This is a genomic window from Thermoactinomyces intermedius (assembly GCF_013912365.1).
GTDB lineage: Bacteria > Bacillota > Bacilli > Thermoactinomycetales > Thermoactinomycetaceae > Thermoactinomyces > Thermoactinomyces intermedius.
In genome coordinates this window covers 46,620-62,658 of record NZ_JACETT010000039.1, presented here as the reverse complement: position 1 = coordinate 62,658, position 16,039 = coordinate 46,620, and the positions used below count along the sequence as shown (strand labels likewise).

The window sequence follows — 16,039 nt, the reverse complement described above, 5'->3', positions numbered from 1 at the left end:
ATCAGGAAACCGAATAGATTTTTACTCTAAAATCAGGAAAATGTCATGGAAAATTCCAATCTCAAATTTTAGTCATTTGTCATCGCCCCCTGAATATGTTTTAACTAGCAGGAATGAAGGAGCAGTGCGATGCAAAGTCAATGGATTCTTCGTGTTCAAGCGATGATTCACCGGTTGAAAAAAGAGTTGATCCAAAAACAGAACCCGGATGGAACGTGGCCGTTTTGCTTTGAAAACGGAATTGCGACCGACGCGTACTATGTCCTGTTGCATCAAGTGTTAAAGCGTCCGGATCCCGGCACTTTGGCGCCGGTTTTGGAACGCATCCTGGCCAGGCAAACCGGCGCCGGAACTTGGAAAGTGTTTCCCGATGAGAAGGAAGGGAATGTTTCCGCCACCCTGGATGCCTCCCTTGCCTTGCTGTATTCCGGGGTGAAAACGACCGATGATCCTTCGCTCAAAAGAGCGCGCGACTTCCTGCTTTCCCGCGGCATGGAAACGAAAGCAGGCTCCCTGACGCAAGTGGTTTTGGCTTTATTGGGTCACCGGAGCTGGTCGCGCATCACCAAACTGCCGGTTGAGTTTTTTCTGCTGCCAGCCGCCAGCCCTGTCAATTTTTTTGATTTCGTGGGATATGCGCGTGTTCACATCGCCCCCGTCATGCTGGCGTCCGATCAGGATTTTTACATTCATCTCAAAAGTTACCGGAAAGTGGAAGACTGGTTGCCTTCTTCTTATCGGACGTATATGGAACGCATGCAACCGGATTACTTTTGGACCAAAGAGGATTTGCTTCCTGCGGTGGAAACAACGGCTTATTCCCCGTTTTTTAAGAAAAATGTCCATCAACGGGCTCTTTACTGGGGGGAGAACTTTTTGCTTTCCCGCATTGAAGAAGACGGGACGTTGTACAGTTATATGACCAGCACTTTTTTGATGATTTTTGCTTTGTTGTCCCTCAAATATCCGCCGGATCATCCGTTGATCCAAAAGGCAATGGAAGGATTGGACCGGATGATTTTCCCTCTTTCGGAAGGCGCTCATTTGCAGGAAGCTGCTTCGACGGTTTGGGACACTTCCCTGGTGATGACGGCATTGCAAAAAGCGGGCCTTTCGCCGGGGCATGGCGTGATACAGAAAGGAAGAAATTATCTTTTGCGCAAACAGCATACATCGTGGGGAGATTGGTGTTTGAAGAATCGTTATGCGATTCCGGGCGGATGGGGATTTTCCGACACCAACACGATCAATCCGGATGTGGATGATACGGTTCAATGTTTGCATGCGATTGCTCCGGCCGTCCGGGGAGGATGGGCGCAGGATGAATGGAAACGCGGATTGCAATGGTTGTTGAGCATGCAAAACCGGGATGGAGGATGGCCTGCTTTTGAACGAAACACGAACAAGATGTGGCTCAAATTGTTGCCCACTCGCAATGAAAAAAGAGTTTGGGGCGATCCGTCGACTGCGGATCTGACCGGACGCGTGATGTATTTTTTGGGATCGGAGCTTGGCTGGACCATTGACCGTCCCGAAGTCAGGCGGGCATGGAGTTGGCTTTATCACCACCAAAATTCCGACGGTTCCTGGTTTGGCCGGTGGGGTGTTTCCTATATATATGGAACCTGGGCGGCTCTGAAAGGTTTGGCTGCGGTGGGAGTGCCCGAAACCCATGTTTCCGTGCAAAAAGGGATCCGGTTTTTACTCTCCAAACAACGTCCGGACGGAGGATGGGGAGAATCTTGTTACAGTGACGTGGAGGACCGGTTTGTTCCCCTTTCGTTTTCGACTCCGGTGCAAACGGCTTGGGCACTGGATGCTTTGATCGCCTACCATGACCATCCGACACCGGCGATTGAAAAGGGGATGGCTTGTTTGTTGAAAATGATGGAAAAACGCGGGAAAGAATGGTCTTATCCGGCGGGAACGGGCCTTTCCGGGCAGTTTTATGTGTATTACCACAGCTATCCGTATGTGTGGCCTTTAATGGCGATGACGCATTATCTGCAAAAATACGGATGAGAGGGAACCCGCCCTTTTTTTGTGCAAAAAACATCCACTCCTGAAAACACAGAAAGTGGATGAGGTCATATCAATCTTGGGGATGGATGACGATGCCCAGCAAACCGGGACCGGCGTGGACAGCGAGAGTCGGGCCGATCCACCCCAGATAAGTTTCGGAAACATTTCCGGCGTTTTTCAATTGATTTAACAGCGCTTCGGCTTCCTTTTCGGCCTGGGTGTGCAACACGGCAATCCGGGCGCGTGTGGAAGACAGATGCTCGTAAACGGGGGCCATCAACTTTTTGAGGGCTTGTTTTTTTCCGCGTGCTACCGAATGCGTGTGCAGTTTTCCTTCCGAATCAAAAGTGATGACGGGTTTGATATGAAGCATGGATCCGAGAGACTTCGCCACTTTCCCGATTCGGCCGCCTTTTTGCACGTATTGGAGCGTGTCCAGGATAAAATAGGCCTTGATTTTTTCTTTGGTTTCGTGAATCTTCCGGATGATTTCTTCATAATTTCCCGTTTTCCGGATCAGCCGGGCCGTTTCCAGCACCAAAAATCCCAGTATCCAGGATACCCCTTTGGAATCAATGACATCAATCTTCATGCCGGAAATCTCTTGTGCACACAAACGGAAAGTGTTGTGGGTGCCACTGAGGGAAGCGGAGACCGTCAAAACGATGCAGTGGGTATATCCCTGCTCTTGTAAAGAGTGATAAATCCGGGTGATCTCTTCAGGGGAAGGCATGGATGTTTTGGGAACTTCGTGTTCGAGGCGATTCATGATTTCCCGGGAAGTGATGTCGATTCCGTCGCGGAATTCACCGCCGGAATAATGGATGCGAAGCGGGACAACGTGAATGTTGAATTTTTCAGCCGTTTCACGGGGCAAATCACAGGTGCTGTCTGTGACCAGTGCAATTTTCATTCAATAACCTCCTTAAAGTACTTTCAGTATACGGGGTTCGGCTTTCTGTTTGCAAGAAAAATAATATTAGATATAAAAAGAAATTTATATTTTATATGAAAATAAAGGCAAAAAATCAGCTCACCTGAAAACAGGCGAGCTGACCGGATCAAATGGCTCAGTATGAATGCAGGAAAGGGGGAGAAGAAAGGTTCTCCAGAGGTTGTCCGTTCTTGTAATAGAGGGAGGGAGAGAGGAGAATGAAAAAAATGTGTGTATTTGAAAAACCTTTTTCTTCCAATAATTGATGGAGTTTGGCAACCAATTGGTCATGCACTTTTTTTTCCCGGGGAAACATCAGGATTTCCAGTGAACGCGGTGACTGGATAATCGGTTCGACCTGAAGCAATTCAATTTTTACCTTTTCTTCGGGGACTTGTGCCATTTTGGCAAAGTCGGTGACAATTTGCGGGGCCAATTGCTTCAGGGTTTCCTTCGGAAAACCTTTAAAACGTAAAAAAGGCATAATTCATTTCCTTTCTAAGTTGTTTAATCAGGTCCCATTGTAGTTTTATCATAAATTTGCATGGATTGTTTCGGTTTATTTTGGGAGAAATCCAGATTGCAGAGCCGCTAATTAAATTGTACCGGTCGTCTTTTCCGTGAATCAAGCTTTCTTTGCTCCGCTGGTTCCGGCTCAAGTGATAATATTTCGGTTTTCTAAAATTTATCTATATAAAACAAAAAAGTGCTTGGTTTATATCGGAAACAAATAGAATTATGCCAACAAAACAGATTGCCAAAGGGTTTTGCCGATCCGGTGGACGGGGCGGGTTCAATGGATGGTTGTCTCCCGGGGCCATGGGCGGATCTTTTTCATGATCGCTTGATTTTTCAGCCCGGAAAATGCAAAGATGAAGGAAGAGAATGTTCGCGCGGGGAGGCGTTGCCATGTCTTTTGAAAATTCCCTGCAACCTCATCTGGCAGAGGTGCTGAAAAACGCGGTCCAACGCAACCGGTTGGCACATGCATATATTTTTTACGGACCCAAAAACACGGGGAAAAGAGAAATGGCTTTGGAACTGGCCAAAGCCGCCAATTGCGAACGGAATGAAGCGGATGCCTGCGACCGGTGCCCTTCTTGCATCCAAATTGCGCAGGGCAATCATCCGGAAGTGATGAAAATTCTTCCGGAGGGAAATGTGATCAAAATTGCGCAGTTGAGACAGTTGCAATCGCGTTTCCGTTACAGCGCCCCGGAAGGAGTGATCCGGTTCGCCATCATTGAGGAAGCCGAAAAAATGAGGGATGAAGCCGCCAACAGCTTGTTGAAATTTCTTGAAGAACCGCAATCTGCCATGGTGGTCATTCTCATCACCGAGCATTTGTCCGATGTGATTCCAACCATCAAATCCCGTTGCCAATTGGTCCGTTTTTCCGAGATCCCGCCATCGGCCAAAAAAGAACAGTTTTTAAAAAAGGGGATCCCGGAGGAACTTGCCGCCGTCTTTGCGCATCTTTCCGGTTCATTGGAAACGGATGGTGAAGCAGATGCGGGCGGGAAAATCAAACACTATGAATCCGTGGTGCATCAGGTGAAAGAGTGGGGGACCCGGATCTTGTCCGGCAGTCCCGACGCATTGCTCACCCTTTCGGAATCGTGGCTGTTGGATGAAGTGAAGGAAGAACGGGCTTGGTTTTTGTTGGATGTGTTGCTTTTGTTTTACCGGGATTTGTTGATGGTTTCGTTGAAAGGGAAGACGGAAATTTTTCGTGATTCCGGGATTGAACGATTGAGCATGAGGCATTCCACCGGGAAAATCATGCTGGCGATGGATAATGTCCTGATTGCCCGCCGCCTTTTGGTCAGACCGCAGTTAAACTGGCAGGGCATCTTTGAACAAATGATCGTGGCCGTGTCCGAGGAACGGTTGAGTATGAAAAACGGCTGGGAACTCATTCCGTTGTCCAAAGTTTAATCTCGGACAAGCGCTTCGGACATTGTAAGAAAAACGGACGCGTTTTTTGGATCCGCACAGGGGACCAAAGGACGCGTCCGGTTGTTTTTGGAAAATCTATTTTTTCGGGTTTTCGCCACGGCCCGTCAATAATTCCGGATAGATCAACTGGCATGCTTTCAAGGCGGTTTGCAGCGTCAGCTGATTCTCTGTGGTCAAAAAGCCGTCACCCAATAATTCTTGAAGTTTTTCCAACCGGTAATAGAGCGATTGGCGGGCGATGTACAGATGGTCGGCGGCTGCTTTTTTGGAACCGTTGTGATCCAGATAAACTTTGAGTGTGTAGAGCAAATGGCTGTTTTTTTTCTGGTCATGTTCGATGACCGGGCCCAAATGTTGGTGGATAAAGTTTTTTAATTGCTGGTCTTTATCTTTTAGATTCATGATCAGCTGGAAGACGCCCAATTCATCATAAAAGGTGAATTCATTGCTTTGGCGGGTATTCAAATCCAAAACCTGGCGGGCTTCTTGATAACTTTGGCTGATGGAAGCAAACCCGATGTAACGTTGTCCCACCCCGGCTTTGAACAGAAAACCGGACTGCTTTTTTAATTGTTTCAACAGCTTTGAAGCACGCGACTTCCATGAGGAATCCGATTCCAGATCGAATGCAATGATCGCGATCTCCTGGTTGCTCCGGGTGATCAGCGGATAAAAGTGATGTTGCTCAAAAATGGCGCGGATGATGATCGGGAAATCGTATTGCAGATATTCCTCCACTTCCTGCCGTTCTTGTTTGGTTTCGGCACGCGGAAGCCACTCGATCAGGCAGACAAAACTTTTTTTATGATTCAATCCGTAAAAATCGGCACCCAAATGATGGTGGATTTGGGATTCGTCCAGCCGGTTGTGAAGCAGATCATCCACCCATACATTCTCGGAGTGCAACCGTCTTTCTTCCATATACCGTTTGCGCAAAAGATCTTGGGCAATCGCCAAGGAGGTCCAATCCAAAATCAAAAATTCATAACGGGTTGGCTTTTGTTTCAGAAGCATGCCGATGTGTGCCCAGGTTTGACCCATGGCACTCACCGGTTGCAGCAGAATATATTGGTTTTGAAACGGCCAATACCGGGCGGTCCGGTGTTCTGATGCTTCCATGCCGGGGGCCGTCCGTTTATCATTTAAAAACTGAATGAGTTCGGTTTCTTTTTCCGGTTCCATTTTTGGAAATACAGAAGGCTGATCCTTATAAGGCAGATAGAGAATGGGTGAATGGGTTTTGTGATAAAGCATTTTTAATATTTTGTTGGTGCCGTTGGGTTCCAGGCTCAAGCGGTGAAATTCACGGGACAAGGCTTCCAAGTTTTTCAGGATTTGAAAATGTTTGTTGATGAGAACGGAGTGCAAATCTTGTGTGATATCCACAAAGCGGATGTCGTTGGGAAACACGATCAACGGAAAGTCATGCCGGTTGGCGATTTCAATCAGGTCATCCGGTATCGTGTGAAAGTAGTATCCCAGTTCCAGGCATAAACAGGAAGCATTGAGCCGGATCAATTTTTCCAGGTAACGGGCGGGAGAAGCCGAAGAAGATTGAAAATGGATGCCTGTGGCCAGGATCATTTCTTCGCCGTTGATCAACGTGTCAAACTCGGAAACTTCCAAAATATGAACCCACCGGACCCGACGGTTCAACCCGTTATGGCCTGCAACCACCTTGGCCTCGGCAAACGTCGGACGTTTCAGGATATCTTGTAAAATGAGTGATGCCAATGTGATTCACCTTCTGTGGATAGAGTGTAAGAAAAGGACAGGCAGATTTATGACATGGTGTCTATTGGAACCGCTTTAATTAATAGATTATACTGGAGGCGTACGAATTACAACGGAAATTAAAGGTGATATTCATGATTATCGGTGTACCCAAGGAAATAAAAAATAATGAAAACCGGGTGGGTTTGACCCCTGCGGCGGTTGCTTCTTATATCAATCACGGGCATGAAGTGTTGATAGAAACCACGGCCGGTGAAGGAAGCGGATTCACGGACCAGGATTATCTGGATGCCGGCGCCAAAATCGTTGCCTCCGCCAAAGAGGCATGGGCGGCAGACATGGTTGTGAAAGTAAAAGAACCATTGCCGGAAGAGTACCAATATTTCAGAGAAGGATTAATTTTGTACACTTATTTGCATCTGGCCGCAGCTCCCGAACTGACGGAAGCATTGGTGAAAAACAAAGTCGTGGCCATCGCTTACGAAACCATCCAATTGGAAAACCGTTCCTTGCCTTTGTTAACCCCGATGAGTGAAGTGGCGGGAAGAATGTCCGTTCAAATCGGAGCGCAATACCTTGAAAAAGTAAAAGGTGGAAAAGGAATTCTTTTGGGAGGGGTTCCTGGCGTATTGCCCGGCGAAGTGGTCATTATCGGCGGCGGCGTGGTCGGAACCAACGCAGCCAAAATGGCGGTGGGCATGGGAGCCAATGTGACATTGCTGGACATCAATGCCAACCGTTTGCGGGAATTGGATGATCTGTTCCAAGGCAAAGTGAACACCCTGATGTCCAACCCGTACAACATTGCCGAAGCAGTGAAAAAAGCAGACCTGCTGATCGGAGCGGTTCTCATTCCGGGAGCCCGCGCACCGCGCTTGGTGACTGAAGAAATGGTGAAGCAAATGAAACCGGGATCGGTCATTGTGGACGTTGCCGTGGACCAAGGCGGATCGATTGAAACCGTGGACCGTACCACCAGCCATGATGAGCCCACGTATGTCAAACACGGAGTGCTTCATTATGCCGTGCCCAATATTCCGGGATCGGTGCCACGTACCGCCACCATGGCTTTGTCCAATGTCACCGTCAATTACGGATTGCAAATTGCGGATAAAGGATATCGCCAGGCGGCTTTGGACAACCCGGCACTGGCCAAAGGATTGAACACGTTGGAAGGAAAAGTCACCTGCCTTCCGGTGGCCCGTGATCTCGGCTATGAGTATGTTGATGTGATGAATTTATTGAAATAAAGTAAAAAAGAGTGAAAAAAGCTGTGCAGAGGATCTGCACAGCTTTTTTTGATGGAGGAAAGAGGGATGGAGCGCATTGACGCATGCTTTGAGGCAAGCTATGATGATAATAATTATCATTATCATTATCAATGTCACGATTACGGTTATTAAGGTGGTAAACCATGAGACATCATTATTTATTATTTTTCACACTGTTTAGTACATATTTTGGTTTATCGATGGTCAATCCCCTTATTGCTCCCATGTTGAGGGAATTGCGTTTGGATGAGACACAGATCAGCATGGTTTTTGCCATTGCTGCGGTGTCTTTGTTTGCATCCAGCCTGGTGTGGGGGGATTATTGTGAAAAACACGGACGGAGAAAGCTTTTGGTACATGGCATTTTTCATTTTTCCTTTGCTTATCTGCTGTTTGCGTTTGTCATTCAACTGGGGTTTGCAAACTGGATTTCCTTTTCGCTTTTGTTTGCGTTTCTCTTGTTGATCCGGTTGTATGGCGGTGTGGTTTTTGGTGCGGTTTTAACCGGGGCCCAGGCATTGATGGCCGATCTGACCCATGTAAAAGAAAGAACTTCCGGAATGGCGCTTCTCGGAGCTGCCAATGGGTTGGGGATGATATTGGGCCCGGCATTTGCAAGTATCCTTGTTTTGTGGGATTGGACGGTTCCGGTTTATTTTGCCGCGCTTTTCCCTCTGGTCATGGGATGGATATGGATGAGAAAGGGACCTGACGAACCTGTCAGAAGAAAAGAATCCCATCCGCATTCAGAAAAACTCAGCTTGTTTGACCGCAGAATTTTTCCTTATTTGTTCATGACGGTTTTGGTCCATTTGGTCATTGTCATCTTGCAAGTCACTGCAGGTTTGTATTTCACGGACCAGTTGGGTGTCAGTGTGAAAACAGCTGCTCAATGGATCAGTCTTTCCATGTTTGCCATGGGAACGGCGGCGTTTTTGGGACAAATGGTGATTGTACGTTTATGGAACCCTTCATATACCTGGTTGCTTCGACTGGGAGCGCCGGTCATGTTTTTGGGGTTTTTTGGTTTTTTGCAAAGTGTGTCTTTGTCCGGCATGGTTCTTTCCTTTGCGGGAATCGGATTGGGGGTAAGCCTGATGCTGCCCGGGTGCCTGAGTGCCATTTCATTAAACGCAGGGGAGGAGTCGCAAGGGGCGGCGGCCGGATTGAGCGGGGTCGCCAATGGCATCGGGGCGATGGCCGGTCCCGTTGCCGGATCGTTTTTATATGAAGTTCATCCGGTTGTGCCTTTTGAATGTTGCCTGTGGGTCTTGTCGGGAATGATTGTGATGGCTTGTCTGATCAAACCGCAAACCAAGGAGCACACGGAACCTGTCTTTCATAAAAGATAAAAAATTTACGGAAATTCGTTTACAGAAAAACAAACTTCATGTTAATATAGTCGATGGATAAATGATAATGATAATCATTATCAATAATAAGCTGAGCCCAAGGGGGATCACCAATGAGCATCACACATGCACAAACCAATCGGTATTATCTTGCGCATCAGGAACAAACGGAATCCAATGCGCGTTCTTATCCCCGGAGAATCCCGATTGCCATCCGGGAAGCATACGGAATCTTTGTCACTGATGTAGAGGGAAAAAAATACGTTGACTGTCTGGCGGGAGCCGGGACGTTGGCATTGGGGCACAATCACCCGGTTGTGACCGAAGCTATTGAGCAGACGCTCAAAGACCGGTTGCCTTTACATACATTGGACCTGACCACTCCGGTAAAAGATGAGTTTGTGGAGGAGCTGTTTGACAGCTTGCCCCGCGAGTTCAGGGAAAGAGCGAAAATTCAGTTTTGCGGTCCGGCCGGTGCCGATGCGGTGGAAGCGGCGCTCAAGATTGTGAAAACCGCCACCGGAAGGCGCAGTGTTCTGGCATTTCAAGGCGGTTACCACGGCATGACCCACGGGGCGCTCAGTCTGATGGGGAATAAAGGACCGAAAGATCCGATTCCGGGATTGATGCCGGATGTTCACTTTTTGCCTTATCCGTACTCTTATCGTTGCCCGTTTGGACAAGGCGGGGAAAAAGGAGCTTCAATTGGCAGTCAGTTTATCCGGAGGACACTGGAAGATCCGGAAAGCGGCATTCCTGCCCCGGCGGCGATGATCATGGAAATTATCCAAGGCGAAGGCGGAGTGATCCCGGCGCCGGATGAATGGGTGCGCGAAATCCGGTCCATCACCAGAGAGCATCGAATTCCGTTGATTGTGGATGAAATTCAAACCGGTCTCGGACGTACCGGAAAACTGTTTGCTTTCGAACATGCGGGAATCATACCGGATGTGATCACCTTGTCCAAAGCGATTGGCGGTTCGCTGCCGCTCGCGGTGGTGGTGTATGATGAGGCGTTGGATCAATGGGCTCCCGGAGCACATGCGGGCACGTTCCGCGGAAACCAATTGGCCATGGCCGCCGGTCTGGCAACGATCCGCTATATCCGCCAAAATCAAATCGAACAACATGCCCGTGAAATGGGAGAAAAATTGATGAGCCGGTTGAAAAAGGTGCAAAAAGAATCCCATGTGATCGGCGAGGTGCGCGGCCGCGGCCTGATGATCGGTGTCGAGGTGGTGGATCCTCAACAGGAACCGGATCATCTGGGAAGTTATCCAACCGACCAAGCGATGGCCCGGCTCATTCAAAAAGAGTGTTTTGACCGCGGACTCATTTTGGAGTTGGGCGGGCGGCACGGAAGTGTGGTCCGTTTCTTGCCTCCGCTGATCATCACCTCGGAGCAGATCGAACGCATCGTTGAAATCTTTGCGGAAGCAGTGAAAGCTGCCGAACAATCGAGAGGCCTAGTTTAAGGGGGAAGGCAATTGAGCAGCAACATGATGACAAAGTTGCCGGTAAAAGACTTGTTTTTGGGGCATTCACCGGAAGCGTGGTCTTCATACCAACAGGCGATATCGGCAGCACAAACGGTCTTGTATGAACATTACGCATCGTTGAACCAACCGTTCAGTGGAACCGGGGTTGACGATCTGGTTTCGTTACTCAAAGACATGCCGGTTTGTCCGGAAGAGGGACGGGATCTGGGTGAAGTGCTGGAGGATGTCGGAGTCCGCATTTTGCGGCATTCCGTGCGGGTGCATGATCCCGCTTGTTCCGCACATCTTCATTGTCCCCCGCTGACGCCGGCCCTGGCTGCGGAGCTTTTGATCAGCGCAACCAACCAATCGATGGATTCCTGGGATCAGAGTCCTGCCGCGACCATCCTGGAAGAAAAAATGGTTTCCTGGCTGTGTTCCGTTTTTTACGGAAACCTCCAGGGAGACGGTGTCTTTACCAGCGGCGGAACCCAGTCCAATTTGATGGGACTTCTTTTGGCAAGGGATCACTTCTTGAAACAGAAGCTGAATATAAACGGGATGCATCAAGGATTACCGCCGGAGGCCGGAAAAATGAAGGTTCTCTGTTCGGACATCGCGCATTTTACGATCAAACAATCGGCTGCCTTGCTCGGATTGGGAGAAAATGCGGTGGTTCCGGTGAAAACGGATACCAAGTATCAGATGAGTTTAACCGATTTGGATGAAAAGATCAGTCAATTAAAAAAGGATGGTTATCATCTGTTTGCGATCGTGGCGACGGCCGGAACCACCGATTTTGGCAGCATCGATCCGTTGCAGGGGATTGCGGACAGGGCGGAAGCGGAAAATGCATGGTTTCATGTCGATGCCGCTTACGGCGGCGCGTTGGCCTTGAGCGAAAAACACCGGCACCGTCTGGACGGAATCGGGCGGGCGGATTCCCTGTCCGTCGATTTTCATAAACTGTTTTATCAGCCGATCAGTTGCGGAGCCTTTCTGTTAAAAGACGGGTCCCGGTTTCAACTGATCAAGCGGCATGCAGATTATTTAAATTCAGAAGAAGATGAAAGGATGGGAATTCCTCATCTGGTTCATAAATCGGTGCAAACCACCCGCCGGTTCGATGCATTAAAACTGTTTGTTTCTATGCAAGCGGTCGGAAAAAAACAATTTGCCGGGATGATTGACCATACGATCGGGGTGACCAAAAAGGCAGCGGACTGGATTCGGCGGGCCGGACACTTGCAACTGGTCAATGATCCGCCCCAAATGAATGCCCTTGTTTTTCGTTATGTCCCCCGGGATCAAACGGTGGATCTTCATCAGATCAACCGGGATATTCGCCAAACGTTGTTGCAACGGGGGAAAGCGGTGATGGCTTTGACCAAAGTGGACGGGCTGACTTCGCTGAAACTGACGATCATCAATCCCCGGATCACGCTTTCCGTTTTGACTGAAATACTGGAGGAAGTCAGGAAAACCGGATTGGAACTGGAAGAAGAGAGGAGAGAGAAAGATTCGTATGGAGGCTAAAAAAATTGCGGAACAAGCCAGCATGCTGGCCTTTTTCAACTGTTACCTCAGAGAAACCCGGCAATTCAAACGGTATGCCAAGGATGAGTGGAAGAAAAACCGGATTCACAACCAAAAACTGGCCGATTCGCCGGCAAAAGAATTTTTGGTTGTTTCCTTAAAGCACCATCAGATGGAGATCATCGCCCCGGTGAAATACTGGTCCCTGACCGGCCGGCATCTCTTTTACTTCCCGTTTTTCTACCGGATGGGAGAAGGCGGAAAGCTGAGGGAACTGGATTATGTGACGTTGGTGACGATGCTGACCAAAGAATTGACCGTTGAACGAAAATTGAATGTCTTTCCGGATGAGCTGGTTCTGCGCGTGATCCAAAGCTGCCATGAAATCGAAACGTTTGTGGCGCAGAGATATCAAGATGCAGAAGAACTGTACCGTACGCACTTTGATTATTTGGATGCGGAACAATCCCTCATTTTCGGACATTTGCTGCATCCGACGCCCAAAAGCCGGCAAGGCATTCCGGAGCAGGAGCAAAAAACCTATTCTCCCGAATTGAAGGGACGTTTTTCCCTGCATTATTTCCGTGCCCACCGTTCCATTGTCAAAGAAGGAAGCAACTTGCCGGAATCTGCGACAGACTGGATCAAAAAAGAGCTTTGGAACGACCGGGAAGTGGATCCGTCCTTTAAAGAAAAGTATCTGAAAGAGGATGAATATTCCCTTTTGCCCGTCCATCCGTTGCAAGCCAAACATTTGTTGGAAGATGAACGGGTCCGGTCGTTGATGGACAAGGGGTTATTGGAAGATCTGGGGGTCCTGGGAAAAGCTTATTATCCGACCGCATCCATCCGCACGGTCTACCATCCGGGATCTTCCTTCATGTTGAAATTCTCTGTCCGGATCAAGATCACCAACTCCGTCCGGCAAAATCTGTATAAGGAGTTGGAGAGGGGGGTGGAAGTGACCCGCCTGTTGGACAGTGAGATCGGGAACCGATTACAGCAAAAATATCCCGGATTTCATGTGGTCAAAGACCCTGCCTTTATCACCATTGAGCTTCCGGGTGCGGATGAGTCGGGGTTTGAGGTGGTTTTGCGGGAAAACCCGTTTCAGGGAGGTGGTAAAAAAGACGTCACATTGCTTGCCGGGCTTTGTCAAGATGCCCTGCCCGGATTTGAACCCCGCTTGGCCACAGTGATCAAAGAACTGGCAGAAAGGGAAGGCAGAGATCCCGGACAAGTGAGCTTGGATTGGTTCAAGAAATACTTGTCGATTTCGTTTGAACCGCTGATGTGGCTGTATATGGAATACGGCATCGCACTGGAGGCCCATCAGCAAAACAGTCTGGTGAAACTGAAAGACGGATACCCGGGCGAGTTCTTCTACCGGGATAACCAAGGTTATTACTATTGTGAATCCACCTTTGACAAGCTGCAAGAAATCCTGCCGGGCGTTAATGAAAAAAGCCATACCCTGTGTGCCGATGCCGTGGCCGATGAGCGTTTCCGCTACTACTTTTTTATCAATCATTTATTCGGGCTGATCAATGCTTTCGGGGGATGTGGCCTGGCAAACGAAAAGATCCTGTTGGAAGAGCTTGCCGGAGCGCTTCGAAAATGGTTGCCCAAGAACCGGAAACCTTCCCGCTTGATCGAAAGCCTTCTTGAAGATGAATGGCTGCCGGGGAAAGCCAATCTGCTCACCCGTCTTCATGATATGGACGAACTGGTGGGGCCGATGGAAAGCCAGTCGGTTTATGTTCAAATTCAAAATCCCTTGCGTCAAGGAGAGAAAGTTTGCGATGAAATACCCAGTCATGTCTGAAACGTTTGCGATGAAGGATCCTGACATCGGCAAAGAGATATCATTTCGCCGGGTGGAGATGGAAAAAGATTTGGACAGGCTGCATGAGTGGATGCATCAACCGCATGTCATTCCGTTTTGGAATTTAAACATTCCCTATGATCAATACCGTGAACATTTGCGCAAATTCTTGGCGGATCCACACCAAACCCTTCATATCGGTTCCCTTGACGGCACGCCCATGAGCTATTGGGAAACCTATTGGGTCCGGGGGGATATTCTCGGAAAACATTATGACTATGACCCCGAAGATCAAGGGATTCATCTTTTGATCGGTCCGCGCTCGTTTTTGGGGAAAGGATATGCTTTACCCCTGTTAAGGGCCATGACGTACCGGTTATTTCAGCATCAACCGACGCAAAAAGTCGTTGCCGAACCGGATATCCGAAATAAAAAAATGATCCATATCTTTGAAAAATGCGGATTTGAATTTCAACGGGAGATTGATTTGCCGGACAAGCGGGCGGCTTTGATGTTTTGCTGCCGGGACACTTTTCAAAGGAGATGGAACCATGGTGAAGCATGAGTCGAATGAGATGTTTGATTTGATCGGTGTCGGGCTTGGTCCCTTCAATTTGGGGCTGGCGGCATTGCTTGATCCCGTGACGGAAGTCAAAGCGGTGTTTTTTGAGCAGAAACCCCGCTTTGACTGGCATCCGGGCCTGTTAATGGAAGGAACCACCTTGCAAGTTCCCTTTTTTGCCGATCTGGTGACGATGGCGGATCCGACCAGCCGCTATACGTTCTTGAATTATCTGAAGGAACAGCAAAGACTTTATCATTTCTACTTTTTGGAGCGCTTTCTGATTCCGCGCCGGGAATACAACGAATATTGCCGTTGGGTGTCACAAAATCTGAAAACCTGCCGGTTCGGGCAAAAAGTGACGAAAATCGACTGGATCGAAGAGAGTGAAACGTACTTCCGCGTGGAAGTCACATCGCCTGCGACCGGACAAACTTCGGTTTATCACGCAAAACACCTGGTGCTCGGCGTCGGCAGTGTTCCCTCTGTTCATCCGGCGTTTCAAGGGTTGCCGGAAGAAGATATTTTTCACTCGGCCCACTTTTTGGAGCGGCTCAACCGGTGCAAAGAAGCCAAATCCATTACCGTGGTCGGATCAGGGCAAAGTGCGGCGGAAGTCTTTTACACCTTGCTTCAGGAACAAAAAAATCACGGCTACCGGCTGGATTGGCTGACCCGTTCCACCGGATTTTTCCCGATGGAGTATTCCAAACTGGGGCTGGAACATTTTTCGCCGGATTACATTCACTACTTTTATTCCCTGCCGCCGGAGGTGAGAGAGGCCCGGTTGAAAACCCAGGATTTGTGGTACAAGGGCATCAGTGCCGCCACCATCGCCGATATTTATGAACTGCTTTACGAACGGACCGTGGGAAATCAAACCGTGCCGGTGCGGATGCTGGCTCAAACGGAAATCCAAAAAATCGAGCCGGTGCCGGGAGAAAAAAGGTATCGCCTGACTTGTCACCACCGCGAGCAAAACAAAACTTTCACGCATGAAAGTGAAGTGGTTGTTTTGGCAACAGGTTACCAGCATCCGATTCCATCCTGTGTCAAAAATTTGTCCGACCTGATTGCCTGGGATGAAAAGCAACGTTATCAGGTGTCATTGGATTACCGGCTCAAAAAGACCAAAGAAACCGAAAACGAGATTTTTGTGCAGAATGCAGAGCTTCATACCCACGGGGTGGGGGCACCGGATCTGGGACTCGGGGCTTACCGGAATTCCGTGATTATCAATACATTGACCGGACGGGAAATTTACCCGGTTCAAAAACGGAATGTTTTTCAGCAATTCGGAGTCCAAGAGGAAATCAACACCACCGGGGATGTACATCAAATATCCTCTTTAACGGTATAAAGGGAG

12 protein-coding genes are annotated in these 16,039 nt (G+C 48.7%); 9 read left to right on the top strand and 3 right to left on the bottom strand.

The genetic code is table 11. The features are described from left to right. Positions 1 to 129 precede the first annotated feature (129 nt). Positions 130 to 2,022, top strand: a complete 1,893-nt coding sequence (locus tag H1R82_RS09830) for a terpene cyclase/mutase family protein (RefSeq protein ID WP_181732510.1) — start codon at positions 130 to 132, stop codon at positions 2,020 to 2,022. 70 nt (positions 2,023 to 2,092) lie between these two features. Here H1R82_RS09830 and H1R82_RS09825 read toward each other — a convergent pair whose 3' ends face one another. Further along, complete coding sequence (locus H1R82_RS09825; RefSeq protein ID WP_181732509.1) at positions 2,093 to 2,935, bottom strand: DegV family protein; 843 nt, start codon at positions 2,933 to 2,935, stop codon at positions 2,093 to 2,095. A 157-nt stretch (positions 2,936 to 3,092) separates the two neighbouring features. After that, positions 3,093 to 3,440 (bottom strand): DUF1904 family protein, encoded by a 348-nt coding sequence (locus H1R82_RS09820; protein ID WP_181732508.1) that lies wholly within the window; start codon positions 3,438 to 3,440, stop codon positions 3,093 to 3,095. 425 nt (positions 3,441 to 3,865) lie between these two features. On the opposite strand from H1R82_RS09820, the gene holB reads away from it, so the two are divergent. Next, on the top strand, positions 3,866 to 4,894 hold the full coding sequence (gene holB, locus H1R82_RS09815) for a DNA polymerase III subunit delta' (RefSeq protein WP_181732507.1): 1,029 nt from the start codon (positions 3,866 to 3,868) through the stop codon (positions 4,892 to 4,894). 96 nt (positions 4,895 to 4,990) lie between these two features. On the opposite strand, the gene H1R82_RS09810 is transcribed toward holB, so the two are convergent. Continuing rightward, the gene (locus H1R82_RS09810) at positions 4,991 to 6,649 is read right to left on the bottom strand and encodes a PucR family transcriptional regulator (RefSeq protein WP_181732506.1); all 1,659 of its coding nucleotides are present in this window, start codon (positions 6,647 to 6,649) and stop codon (positions 4,991 to 4,993) included. Between the two features lie 134 nt (positions 6,650 to 6,783). On the opposite strand from H1R82_RS09810, the gene ald reads away from it, so the two are divergent. From ald to H1R82_RS09775, 7 genes are all read left to right on the top strand, one after another. After that, a complete protein-coding gene (gene ald / locus H1R82_RS09805; RefSeq protein WP_181732505.1) occupies positions 6,784 to 7,899 on the top strand; it encodes an alanine dehydrogenase in 1,116 nt (371 codons plus the stop codon). 164 nt (positions 7,900 to 8,063) lie between these two features. Next, the gene (locus tag H1R82_RS09800; RefSeq protein ID WP_181732504.1) at positions 8,064 to 9,272 is read left to right on the top strand and encodes an MFS transporter; all 1,209 of its coding nucleotides are present in this window, start codon (positions 8,064 to 8,066) and stop codon (positions 9,270 to 9,272) included. Positions 9,273 to 9,385: 113 nt separating this feature from the next. Further along, entirely contained in the window at positions 9,386 to 10,747 is a 1,362-nt protein-coding gene (locus H1R82_RS09795; RefSeq protein WP_181732503.1) for an aspartate aminotransferase family protein, read from the top strand. A 12-nt stretch (positions 10,748 to 10,759) separates the two neighbouring features. Next, positions 10,760 to 12,286, top strand: a complete 1,527-nt coding sequence (locus tag H1R82_RS09790) for a pyridoxal phosphate-dependent decarboxylase family protein (RefSeq protein WP_181732502.1) — start codon at positions 10,760 to 10,762, stop codon at positions 12,284 to 12,286. Then, positions 12,276 to 14,111, top strand: coding sequence for an IucA/IucC family protein (locus H1R82_RS09785; protein WP_181732501.1), 1,836 nt, complete (start codon positions 12,276 to 12,278; stop codon positions 14,109 to 14,111). The genes H1R82_RS09790 and H1R82_RS09785 overlap by 11 nt, the downstream gene beginning before the upstream one ends. Beyond that, positions 14,089 to 14,676, top strand: coding sequence for a GNAT family N-acetyltransferase (locus tag H1R82_RS09780; RefSeq protein WP_181732500.1), 588 nt, complete (start codon positions 14,089 to 14,091; stop codon positions 14,674 to 14,676). Before H1R82_RS09785 ends, H1R82_RS09780 begins: the two co-directional genes overlap by 23 nt. After that, a complete protein-coding gene (locus H1R82_RS09775; RefSeq protein ID WP_198058689.1) occupies positions 14,663 to 16,033 on the top strand; it encodes a lysine N(6)-hydroxylase/L-ornithine N(5)-oxygenase family protein in 1,371 nt (456 codons plus the stop codon). Before H1R82_RS09780 ends, H1R82_RS09775 begins: the two co-directional genes overlap by 14 nt. Positions 16,034 to 16,039: the final 6 nt, after the last annotated feature.